This window comes from Flavobacterium algicola (genome assembly GCF_022399565.1).
Lineage (GTDB): Bacteria > Bacteroidota > Bacteroidia > Flavobacteriales > Flavobacteriaceae > Flavobacterium > Flavobacterium algicola.
The window spans coordinates 97388-109983 of the sequence record NZ_JAJTUT010000003.1 but is presented as its reverse complement, the minus strand read 5'-3'; the positions used below and the strand labels follow the sequence as shown (position 1 = coordinate 109983).

At 34.1% G+C, this 12596-nt stretch carries 6 protein-coding genes; 2 read left to right on the top strand and 4 right to left on the bottom strand.

Annotation, left to right across the window (positions count from 1 at the left end; all coding sequences use genetic code 11):
• Positions 1 to 41: 41 nt before the first annotated feature.
• From LXH21_RS11495 to LXH21_RS11480, 4 genes are all read right to left on the bottom strand, one after another.
• On the bottom strand, positions 42 to 1130 hold the full coding sequence (locus LXH21_RS11495; protein WP_239865964.1) for a glycoside hydrolase family protein: 1089 nt from the start codon (positions 1128 to 1130) through the stop codon (positions 42 to 44).
• Between the two features lie 16 nt (positions 1131 to 1146).
• Positions 1147 to 2904: an alpha-L-fucosidase gene (locus LXH21_RS11490; protein ID WP_239865962.1), complete on the bottom strand. Its 1758-nt coding sequence runs from the start codon at positions 2902 to 2904 to the stop codon at positions 1147 to 1149.
• A gap of 474 nt (positions 2905 to 3378) precedes the next feature.
• Positions 3379 to 4248 carry an alpha/beta hydrolase gene (locus LXH21_RS11485; RefSeq protein ID WP_239865960.1) on the bottom strand — a complete coding sequence of 290 codons (870 nt, stop codon included), beginning with the start codon at positions 4246 to 4248 and terminating at the stop codon, positions 3379 to 3381.
• A 485-nt stretch (positions 4249 to 4733) separates the two neighbouring features.
• The gene (locus LXH21_RS11480; protein WP_239865958.1) at positions 4734 to 5945 is read right to left on the bottom strand and encodes a glycoside hydrolase family 88 protein; all 1212 of its coding nucleotides are present in this window, start codon (positions 5943 to 5945) and stop codon (positions 4734 to 4736) included.
• Positions 5946 to 6721: 776 nt separating this feature from the next.
• Here LXH21_RS11480 and LXH21_RS11475 point away from each other — a divergent pair.
• Positions 6722 to 10000 (top strand): SusC/RagA family TonB-linked outer membrane protein, encoded by a 3279-nt coding sequence (locus LXH21_RS11475; protein ID WP_239865957.1) that lies wholly within the window; start codon positions 6722 to 6724, stop codon positions 9998 to 10000.
• Between the two features lie 17 nt (positions 10001 to 10017).
• Positions 10018 to 11889 carry a RagB/SusD family nutrient uptake outer membrane protein gene (locus LXH21_RS11470; RefSeq protein WP_239865953.1) on the top strand — a complete coding sequence of 624 codons (1872 nt, stop codon included), beginning with the start codon at positions 10018 to 10020 and terminating at the stop codon, positions 11887 to 11889.
• The last annotated feature ends 707 nt before the right edge of the window (positions 11890 to 12596 follow it).

The following is a 12596-nucleotide window of genomic DNA, read 5'->3' as shown; positions in this document are numbered from 1 at the left end:
TTGTTTGTTTTGTTAGTTAAATTTATTGGTTTGATTGGTTGTTATTGTTTCAGCGGAATAACCATATTCCACGTTTTTGTGCCGTTACCGAAACCACCTGTTCCGTCCATGGTGGCGAAAAATAAATGTGTTGGTTTACCATTTTCGACCAAGACAAAAGGACGTTCTAATTGACCTTGAACGATAGTTTTACCGTTATTCCATTTTACTTTCTTTGTATATGCTTTGGGGTTTTTATCAACTATCCAATTCAGACCGTCTATAGAATGTGCCAATGCTCCATCGCCTTGCCCACCAGTTAGTGCTCCTCTTTGATCTTTGGCAATCATATGAAATCCTGTAGCGTCATTCCATAAATGCGGATCTTCTATTTCACCAAAATGATCTATAGAAAACAAAGGCTTATCACCGACAACTGTATATTTTCCGTCGTAAGATGGTGCTGTAGCAACTCCAATACTCATGTCACTGTTTGAAATTCCGTCGTCTTTGTAAGATCGCCCCTTAAACAGTAAAATTACAGACCCATCATCTTTTATTAATGGAGAGGGATTGGAAGTCAAAAAACTATAATATGAATTGGGTTTCACCTCCAAAATAGGTGCGTCTTGTCTAGTCCAAGGTCCGTTAGGACTTTTTGAAGTAGCAATACCAATACGCTTGCCCCACCTTGCGGCAATGCAAAATTTACTAGACAAGTCAAATTCGCTTACATTGTTTGTAGTTACATCTTCAAATGGATGCGTAGAACCCATATAATATAAAATATAAGTGTCTTTGTATTTTACAATTTTGGGATTATGACAAGAGCGTCCGTCCCAATATTGCGCCCCTCTTGCTCCTAATGCAACATCTTGAAACTGATAAGGTCCTACGGCTGTATTGGATGTAGCATGCACAATTTCTGAAGCAACCATCCAACCAGGATGAAAGGGTAAAAATTTTGGCCACCTTGACGCATACATATGGTACTTTCCATCTTCGCCCTTTATTACAGAACTTCCCCATACCCAATAATCTTTCATTTCGAGACCGCCATTAACCGGTGCCTCTTTAAGATTATCGAATATGAAATTTTGCGCATTGCTAGAGGCGATAATTCCAATAAAAAAGAAGATGATATATTTCATATTTTGGCTCAACTGATTATTTTTTGATTGGTTGTAATTTCACTTCCTTCAAAGTTGTTGTTTTCCAATTTTTGGCATCAGGCATAAATGAAATTTCATATTTCCCTGCTTTATCCACTTTAAATTCGCCTAAATTTATTTCTTTAAATCGTTTGGAATTATCTCCAGTTGATGGAATTTTGATGTTTTTTGTTTGACCATTTAATGTAATGCTTAACTCTGTACCTTCTTCTGTGAAAAATGAACCAGCTACATTAAACATACCTGGGTTTGTTATATCAAACGACCAGTATACCCTCGCAGTCTCGCTATCCCAACTTCCTACCGTATCCATATGATCGTCGTACTGCGCTCCGGGACCTTGCAGGTTTTCATACTGTGCTCTAAAAGCAGGCAATGTCACAAGACCAGTTTCATCTTGACCTAGTGGTAATTGCGGCAAAGCATTCGGCATTTCTTTTAATTGCAGTACAATCACAGATGCAACTTTATCTGGTGCTTCCCCCGTTAACTGCACCTCAATACCGCCATCTACTGATTTAGTCATAAATTTTCTATTTTTATCAGTAAGTAAATAACATGCTTCTACATTATTTTTTAATCTAACTGGGATTGTAGTGCCGTTTTTCCAATCGTAAACGTGTAGGTAAAGAAGCCCTTTATTTGCCATCGTTTTCATGGTGATTCTTCCCCATTCTGGTTCAGCGGCTGTTGGGCTAGCTTGTGTGCCATAAATGGCTTCTTTATTTTTTTCCATCCAAACTCCAATAGCTTTCATACGTTCTGTGGCTTCGGGTCTTAAAATACCTTCATTAGTCGGACTTACATTTAATAAATAATTACCTCCTTTACTACTCTGATTGATCAAATTGCGAATTAAAGTTGTTGTAGAATTAAAGTTATTATCATCTGATCGGTATCCCCAACTACCACTTATTGGTTGGCATAATTCCCAATATTTTGCTTCTGGTTGGTATCTTGGTCCGTTACGTTCAAACGTTTTGTGATCACCAGGATAATCATCGCCCAAACGGTCATTTGTTATAATATTTGGCTGTAATGCTCTAGTTATATGATGTAAACTATCGACAACTGCTTTTGTCATTGCTCTAGGAGTATCCCACCAAAAAACAGAAATTGGACCATATTCTGTCAGCAACTGCTTTACCTCTGGAAGTGCTTTTTGATACACATATTCATCACTACTTACACGTTTCATCGTTGTGTCCCAAGTATTCCCCATACCACCTGGGTGATGCCAGTCTTGAGCTTGTGAATAATAAAAGCCGAATTTTATACCTTGCTCTTGGCAGGCCTTTGCTAGTTCTTTTAAAACATCGCGTTTAAAAGGTGTAGCATCAACAATATTATAGTCACTCGCTTTCGAATCAAACATAGAAAAACCGTCATGGTGCTTAGCCGTTATTACCATATATTTCATACCAGCTTCTTTGGCTAAAGCGACGAACTCATTTGCATTAAATTTTGAAGGATTAAATTGATCTGCAAATTTTTCATATTCTGCTATCGGGATCTTGCCTTTATTCATAATCCACTCCCCACTATTGGTTTGTGCCACGCCTTTGTAAAATCCTGCAGGAACCGTATAAATTCCCCAGTGAATAAACATTCCAAAACGAGCTTCTTCCCACCAAGCCATACGTTCTTCTTCTGAGATTTGTTTTGATTTAATCTCAGTTGGTGGCACTGCTTTTTGAGCAATTATAGTATTAAAAACTAAAAGCGTCAAAGCGCTGCAGATTATTCTTTTCATTTCTAAATTTTTATTTTTTTCAAAATACCGAAGCTACGTGATAACAGTTTTTTATTTGCAAACTAATAGCTGTTACAAGTTTAAAAACAATAATTGTTTTTAAATATAAATTATAAACCATTAGTTATAAACTATTGCTCATTTGCTCCAATCACTGTAATAGTGCAGTATGAGAAGATGCAGTCAGGGTTCAAAGGCAATTAAGAACTTTTTTATAAAGGCGAAAAGCAACTATGGATTTTGACAAAACATTCCAGTTCTAGATGAAAAAAGGATCTAAAATGAAGTATAAATTGATTAAAATTCGGCTGTATGTTTTTAACATTTAACGACAAATTAAATGCCATACAAGCGTACTTATTCTATTATCAAATAAAATTTTATTGATACTAAAAAAAGAAGGAAATGATTCTTTTAATTTGATTATGATACGAAAATTTACCGAAGTTTATTCTCAAAAATAGTTAGCAATCGTTATATTTTATTTTTTGAAAACACAATAGTTTCAAGCCAATCTGCTGCGAGTTTTGGCCATATTTCTGCTGCTTTTTTTCCTTTTCGAAGACCGTAACCATGACCTCCAGAATTATACATATGGAGCTCAACAGAAGTTTTATTATCTCGTATAGCTTGTCCCATCACAAGCCCACTGTTACCATAAGGATCATCACTTGTCCCGAAAATAAAAAAAGGAGGTGTTTGTTTGTCAAATGTAAATGCGGGATCGATTGTTTTATTTTCTCCCTTGTCTAAATAAGCAGGATATATAAGCATTGTAAAATTGGACTTTGCCGATAAATCATCTATTGCATCTTGCTTCTTATAAAAATCAATTTTACTGTTTGTAGTTGCCAAAGCGGACAAGTGGGCACCTGCTGAGAAACCTATTAAACCTATCTTTTCGGTATCTAGGTTAAAATCAGAAGCTCTACTTCGTACCATTTTTATAGCCCTTTGAATATCTTGCGCTGCTCCCTGCGCTTTTTTAGGCACACGGTACTCTAATACAAATGCGGTATATCCTAACTCATTTAACCATTTAGCAATTTCGTAGCCTTCTAAATCAATTGCCAAAATAGAATAACCACCTCCAGGACATACTATCACTCCACCCTTTGAATTATTTGCTTTTATAGGTTTAAAAACTGTCAAAGTCGGATTTGTAACATCTGTTAATCTCATGACATTCCCCGATACGTTGTCGGTTTGCCTTGCAGGATGTTTTTCTTCTGTTTCGTCAGGAACAGCTGTGTTCCACAAATAAATGATTTCGTTATTCTGAGCAGACATTTTAAAAGAATATAACAAGATTAAAATGATAAATGGTACTTTAAGATTGGTCATAAAGAGTTGATTGTTTTTTTCGAATAGAGCTCAAACTAATACTCTATTCGTATTTTAAATTTCGCCATCAGATTTTATTAGCTCAATCTTCAAGTAAGTCTACTATATGGACTTATTCTTGAGTTTTGTAGCACTTCCCAAAAACAATACCATGTTCTGGGTTTCCAAATCAAATTCTTATATAATCTTCTGATTATAATTTATTTATCAGGCTTATTACAAATATACCGATAAATATAATTATCGATAAAAAGGAATCGTGTCTATTGTTGAATTAATTTCCAAAAAGTATTAATAAAATAAATTTTAAAGTGCAAATTAATACTTAGGTGCAATAATTTTGAGCTGTTTTTACTGAATTAAACTAATAGTCCTTACATATCAATAAAAAAAGTCGAATAATAATTTTACAATTACTATTCAACTCTTTCTCACATTTGAACCAAACTAATTAAAACTTTTCTTTTTTCTTCTATAGTATCTACTTATGATTTCGCATCATTTATTTTTTTCAAACGCAATAGCGCTTCCATATAATAATAATCTGCATAAATGATTGGAATATCAATTTCAGAATTATTAGGATGATGCCCTGTAGAATGTAATAGTAAAGCTTGATTTTCGTTACCACTTAAGTACTTCTTACTTGATAATATTTCAAGATATGATGTAGCAGCATTAATATACTTCGCTTTTAATTTTTCATCTTTTACCAATTGTGATAATTCTAATAATCCGCATGCTGCTACGCCAGCTGCCGAAGCATCTTTTGGTGCATTTGGAATTTTAATATCATCAAAATCCCAGTATGGAATTCCATCTTTTGGTAATCTCTTGATATAGTGCTCGGATAATTTGATAGCGGTATCTAGAAATGCCTGATCACCTGTTTCTCTGTATGCCATAGAGAAACCGTAAATTCCCCATCCTTGACCTCTCGCCCACATTGATTCATCTGCGTATCCTTGGTGCGTATACCCTCTTAAGAATTCTCCAGTATTTTGATCGAAAGATCCAACATGGTAAATTGAACTGTCTTTTCGAACAAGGTAATTCATCGTTTTTTCAGCATGGCTTTTAGCCATATCATATAACTTTTGATCTCCACCATTTTTAGCTGCCCAAAAAAGTAATTCCAAATTCATCATATTATCAATGATGGTATTGTGTTTAAATTTACCTACTTGACTTGGCCATGATAAAATAGTTCCCGCCTTTGGATTGTATAAAGTTGCTAATGTATCTGCTGCTGCAAGTAATATTTTTTTATACTCCTCATTCCCAGTCAGCCTATAACCGTTCCCATAACTGCAGTACAACTGAAAACCTATATCGTGATCTAGTGCTGGAGTATAAGCAATGATTTTTAGAGGATTTGTAAATCGCTGTGCCTCTTTTAAAAGTTCTTTATCTCCGGAAGATTCATAGGCATACCACAATGTGCCAGGCCAAAATCCGCTACACCAATCTGCGGCATCCACAAAATCCCAATCCTTTTTATTTTTCTTCACATTTCTTGGAAAGCTGTCGACATTAGTCAAACTCTGAGAAACTTCTTTTAATTTCTCAACATTCTTTTGCAACACTAAGTCAGATTTAAAATTTGAAATAGATCCTGTTGACATTTCTTTTTTTGCAGAATTACAGGATAGCATTAAAAACAACCCAAAAATTAAACACGGCTTGATTACACTCATTATAATTGTATTTATATTTTAATAAAATCATCTCGATTTATTACCGTTCAAAAAACATAAACGGTCTTAATTAATGTTCTTAAAGCGTTTCTAAAAATCAGCTTTATTTACAGTTACAATTTTAACGATAATGGTCAAGATGTTGATTAAATTATAAACCAAAGACTATAAACTATTATTCATTTGCACTCTTAAACCTAGTGATTTAGGGTAATTACGATTATTAGCAGTAAGCAGATCAAAAAATTCGTCATTTTGAGATTTATTGGTGTGGGATATTCCAGTACCTCCAAAAATTCACAAAACTGTAGACTTTTAAACTTAAAATAAAATTTATTAAAGAGATATAATTAACGGAACGCTTATATAGGACCTATAATATAGATTTAAGCTATAAATAATAAAACTATAGAAATATCCCTCTAGAAAATCTACAACTAATGTTATTATTGAGGTAATGATTTCGCTTACTATTTTTAACATTCCATAGATAAGTTATAAATTGCTCCTGAATACTATTTATTGATTATAAAGCAATAAAAACATTAAATATGCACTCATAACACCCATATTTAGTGAAATGAATTATAATTTATAATTATAGAGCATTGTTTTATACTGCTCTTTATTTAATATCTATAATATTGTACCATCAACATATAACCAAGTTTTCAAATATAAAATCGTTTTATTTTTTAAGTTTAAAAAACTACACTACTACTTAATTACAATAGACCGTTCGATTGAAAACTATTTACTAACAAACTAAATATCTTATGATGAAACAAACCAATGATCAGCTAAGACTGATAAAAAAAACTAATCTGCTTTGGATTTTAGCTCTTTTAATATCATTTATGACTAACAGTGGTTATGCGTCTACTACTTTAATAGAGCAAAATAAAGTTATAACTGGTACAGTTATAAGTGAGGATGACAATATGGGAATACCTGGAGTGAACGTCTCTGTAAAAGGAGGTAAAGCAGGAACAGTTACTGATATTGATGGTAAATACAGTATTAGTGTCCCAGCAAATGCAACACTTGTATTTACCTATATGGGTTTTACTACTCAAGAAATCAAAGTAGGAAGCAATTCTTCAATCAATACCACTTTAAAATCAGACAAAAACATACTGGATGAAGTTATCGTTGTAGGTTTTGGAACTCAGAAGAAAGAAACGCTTACAGGATCTGTCACACAAGTTAAGGGTGATGATATCTTAAGAGGTAAGGGAACATCAAATGCTACTTTGGCATTACAAGGTGAAGTTCCTGGATTGGTGATCACACGTTCATCTTCTCGTCCTGGTAATGAAGGAACTAACATTAAAATACGTGGAGACATTTCTGTGAACGGAATTGGACCACTTATCTTGGTAGATGGACTGGAAATTCCAGAATGGCAATTGGCAACTATCAACCCTAACGATATAGAAAGCTATTCTGTACTTAAAGATGGTGCCGCAGCAATATATGGTACAAAAGCAGCTGGTGGTGTAATCTTGGTTACAACCAAAAAAGGAAAGCAAGGAAAAATGAAGGTGAGTTACAATGGAGAAACTCAAGTAAACATGGCTGGAAAAATGCCAGTTGCAGGTATGCAAAAATGGGGAGAAATGTTTGTACAGACACTTAAAAATGACACCTTCTCATATATCGATGGTAATGGGGCCACACAACAATCTACTGGGACTTTGAGGCTAGGTCTAACAAGAGAAAATTTTGAATCAATTGCAAATGGGACTTTTCCTGTTGCTCCAGATTCTTTTTTCTTAGGGGGTAAAGACCACCGTTTTGCAGAAGTAGATCAATTTGACGCTGTTTACGGTTCTACTATCTCAAAAAGACACAACTTATCTGTTTCTGGTGGTAATGAAAATGCTACGTACAGAACATCTGTAAGTTATGCAAATGATCGTTCTCCGATAAGTTTTGTTTATGATGGTGCAAAAAAGTACAACTTTAGAACTAATGTAACTTATAAAGTTAGCGACTTAATTAAAACAGAATTCAATATGTCTTATGACAATAGAATTGTAGACGAACCTACTCTAGGAGTTGGAGAATCTATTAATGATATGAATATTTTCCCATTGTACAATGAACAAGGACAATACTATGATATTTTTGGAGGAAACAATATTCTCTCTAGATTGGATGAGGGTGGTAGAACAATTACCGATGAAAAAATATTTCGTTTAGGAGCCAAATTAATTTTAGACTTAGATCAATATGTAAAAGGATTAACATTTACTTATTTTGGTAATATGAGTACTCGTAATGGTTTACGTTCTGAAAGAAAAAAATCGGTTACTAATTATGACTGGGACGGAAATTTAGGAGTGTCAGGAAATAATTTATTAAACTCGTACATCAAATTATACGAAACGAAAGTAAATTTCCAGAACCACGTATTGCAAGCCAACTACCAACACTCTTTTGGAAAACATAACTTCTCAACATTACTTGGATTTACTAGTGAACTACAACAATCAAATAGATATTATTCGTCAAGATCTAATATGGCATCTGATGATTTAGATGATATTAATACTGGAGACATTACAACCCAAATAACCGGAGGAATAAATTACACACAAACCAATGGTTCAAAATTTAGTTCTGGATCGGAAGCTCTAGGTTTAGTATCATACATTGGTAAAGTAAATTATGACTATGATGGTATCTTTTTGGTAGAAGCATTAGGTCGTAGAGATGGATCCTCTCGTTTACACCCTGATTACAGATGGAAAAATTTCTACAGTGGTTCTGCTGGTGTGAATTTACATAAGTTTGATTTTGTTAAAGATTTAAATGTTTTTAATAATTTAAAAATATATACTTCTTATGGTGAAACAGCTTCGGTTACAGGTATAGATGCATACGATTACATTTCTGAAATTAGCACAGGATCTACAGTATTTGGAGCTACTCCTACTCAAAGTAATACTGCATGGATTGCTGCATTGAGAAGTATTGATCGTACTTGGGAACGCGTTGCAACCACCAATTACGGAGTTGACTTTGCAGTTCTTGACAATCGTTTGAAAACTGTATTTGAAGTATTTAACCGTAAAAATTTAGGAATGTTAACTTCAATCACTTACAATCAAGTATTAGGAGCTACAGCACCAAAAACAAATTCAGGTGACTTTACTAGTAATGGTTGGGAACTTTCTGTAAACTGGAAAGATAACATTGGAGATTTTAAATACAATGTTGGCGTTATGGTTTGGGATAGTAAAAGTAAAATTACTAGAATGGACAACACCTCTGCATATGCACCAGGAGAAAACAAAACTGTAGAAGGAAGACCTCTTAATTCTATATTCGGTTATAAATCAGAAGGATTGTTTCAAACTGAAGCAGAAGTTTTAGAGTATTACAACCAACTTGGTTTTATTGATCCTGCTAATCAAAGCGGTATGAAAACGGGAACATTATTACCTGCTTATACAACGCAGAACCGCTTGACACCAGGAAGTGTAAAACGTGTTGATACAAATGGTGATGGTACCATTACATCTGCAGATTTAGTTTATTTAGGAGATGCAAATCCTCATAATAGTTTTGGTATCAGTCTTGGTGCTCAATACAAAGGATTTGATTTTAGTGCCTTTTTTCAAGGTGTAGCAAATCAAAATATTGTTCGTACAGAGACATTGGCTTACCCATGGAAACGTTGGTGGCAAAATCAAAATGTTTCTTTCTTAGATACTGCATGGACATCAGAAAATACAGGTGCAGAACAACCAATTATGTCTGCAAATGGATCTCGTAATACTTGGAACTATGCTCATACAAACGATATTAATATTATAAAAGCAAGATATTTAAGAGCGAAAGTACTATCTGTGGGTTATACACTTCCTGCAACTGCAACCAACAAAGTAGGGATTGAAAGACTACGTTTGTCAATAACAGGGAATGACTTATTTGTACTTTCTAATGTAAAAGATGGATTGGATCCTGAAGCAGGTAGTAATGCAGTGTCTGGAAACATAGTACCATTCACATCAACATTATTGTTCGGTCTAGAACTTAACTTTTAAAATTAAAAAACAAGAAGATGAAAAATATAAAAATTAGAACTCAAATTCTACCATTATTAATAGCTGTTTTATTTTTCACTAGTTGTGAAGAATTTCTAGATCAAACACCTCAGGATTCTGTTACAGAAGCGGTTTATTTTGAGACAGCTGTACAGTTTGAAACAGCAGCCAATTATTTTTACACTCGTTTTGCGTACCAAGATATTGAAGAAGGTCATGATTTATCTGGAAATTATACAACTCCAGATTATGGGCAAGGTATTATTACACCCGTTGATAAAGATGATATCTGGAAAAATAATTACATTTATTTAAGAGCTCCTAATCAATTAATTGAAAAAGCAGCTTTATATTCTGGTAACCAAAATGATATTGCAGGATCTGTCGGAGCAGCTTACTTCTTTAGAGCTTGGCACCACTTTACACTGCTGAAGAGATTTGGAGGAGTACCAATTGTGACGAGATCGTTAGATGTCAATTCACCAGAAGTTACAGCAGCGAGAAACAGTCGTTATGAAGTTGTTTACCAAATCTTAACTGACCTGGATGTGGCAATTGCAAAATTGCCTGCAGCAAATGCAGTAGTACAAGGAAAATTATCCACAGAAGCCGCAAAAGCTTTTAAAGCACGTGTATTATTATACGAAGGAACATGGGATAAATATGTTGGTGATGCAACAGATGGAAATGGAACAAGTGTTGGAGCTGGTTCAAAAAAACCAACTGGGTATCCAACTGTCGAAAGTATGCTAACTAGTGCAAAACAATTGTCACTAGAAGTAATGAATAGTGGATCGTTTCAATTATGGGATAAAAGAAGTACTGCTCTTGGTCAAAACCATTTATTTTATTTATACAATCTTGAAGTAGGGTCAAACCCTGCAGGACTGACAAAGGCAGACAACAAAGAATTTATTATACAAGCTGTATATGATTTTACATTAAGAAATCTTAATAAGAATATTTCTCATGCAAAACCAGTTACGCCTTCAAGAAAAATGATGGACATGTACTTGTGTACAGATGGATTGCCAGTGCAACACTCAGCTGTTTTCCAAGGGTACACCAATATGGTAGATGAATTCAAAAATCGTGATTTGCGTTTAACAAACTTTGTTGCAGAACCATTAAAAGAATATTGGGGTCGTGGTGCCGCAATTGATGGTGGAGGTGCTCAATACACAAAAACATTTGCTACTAGTGGTGTTGTATTTGATTACCGTTATGTACCACAATTACTAAGTATAAGTGGAGGACGTAATATTGGTTATCAAGGACGCAAATTTGTGTCGGAACAACAAAATAGAGAAGGGAATTCTGCTTCGCCAAACTGGCCTTTATTGCGTTACGCAGAGGTGATGTTAATATATGCTGAAGCAACTGTAGAACTAGGGAATGGAGCTATTTCTGATGCTGATCTTAATCTTTCAATTAACAAAATAAGAGCTCGTGCTGGTGTTGCACCTTTAACAAATGCCTTAATTGCGCCATATTCAGACTTGACAATGTTAGGTGAGATTCGTCGCGAGCGTGCTTTGGAGCTTGATGGTGAAAACCAACGTTATGATGACTTAATGAGATGGAATATCGCTGTTCAAGAACTTAATAGAAATGTAGCTCTAACTTATATTACAGGTACAGAATATGAAACTGCAATTAATCCAAAGGCACCAACAACAAAAATTTATAACGCTGCTGGTTTCCCATTAGGATTAACAACTTCAGAACAGAGTACCTCTGTATATGCTGGAATAGCGACAACAAAACCTGGTGCGTTGTTACTTGATGTTGCAGGAAACCGCAACTGGACAATCGCTCGTTACTTAAGCGGAATTCCAATTGATGAAATAAAATTAAACCCTAAATTAAATCAAAATCCAGGGTGGTAAATACAATGGGGAATTTAATTTCCCTACAAAGATAGTTTTAGAGTTTTAGTTAGTAGATTGTTTGTTAATGCGGTAGTAATTTTACAGTTACTACCGCATTTTTTTTGTGCCCAATTGTAGCAGAATGTAATTAGTAAGAAAGCAATACAAGTATTTCTTTCATAACAAATGGTAACTATATTCATTTTGTTCGAAAGGTTAAAAACTTAATAGCTATCAAAGGAATATGAGTTAATAATCGCCAAGAGTGCGATAAAGTTAAATACAATAACATTCGATAATAAAATCATTAATATCCTACTTAGACTTCAATTTATCACTTATAAATGCCGATATTTTTTAAAAAAACTTAATCTATAACAGACAGTGCCAGCATAAATCTTACAACGTCTAAGTACTCCTATAATGTAAAAACCTCAACTGTAACTAGAGCATTCTCTTAAGATGATTCATACACTTCCTACTTTACATTATTGATAGAGCTTGTTATTTATAAAAGGCAACTTTTGAGTTAATTCAATTACGTGAACTACTTATCTTCACCTTCAGACTCTAAATAAACTTCGTACGGAATAATTTTAGAACTAAACCAATTGTGTGAAATTTCAAAAAACAGCTCTTAAAAAATTGAATCGTGAGTATAATACAATCACATTGAAGTATATGTATCTAAAAAAATTTCTAAAATCACCTTAAAAGGTCATCTT

Bases quoted from the DNA above. Each gene is read 5' to 3' on its own strand.
- LXH21_RS11495 (WP_239865964.1), bottom strand. From the start codon at position 1,130: ATGAAATATATCATCTTCTTTTTTATTGGAATTATCGCCTCTAGCAAT.
- LXH21_RS11490 (WP_239865962.1), bottom strand. From the start codon at position 2,904: ATGAAAAGAATAATCTGCAGCGCTTTGACGCTTTTAGTTTTTAATACT.
- LXH21_RS11485 (WP_239865960.1), bottom strand. From the start codon at position 4,248: ATGACCAATCTTAAAGTACCATTTATCATTTTAATCTTGTTATATTCT.
- LXH21_RS11480 (WP_239865958.1), bottom strand. From the start codon at position 5,945: ATGAGTGTAATCAAGCCGTGTTTAATTTTTGGGTTGTTTTTAATGCTA.
- LXH21_RS11475 (WP_239865957.1), top strand. From the start codon at position 6,722: ATGATGAAACAAACCAATGATCAGCTAAGACTGATAAAAAAAACTAAT.
- LXH21_RS11470 (WP_239865953.1), top strand. From the start codon at position 10,018: ATGAAAAATATAAAAATTAGAACTCAAATTCTACCATTATTAATAGCT.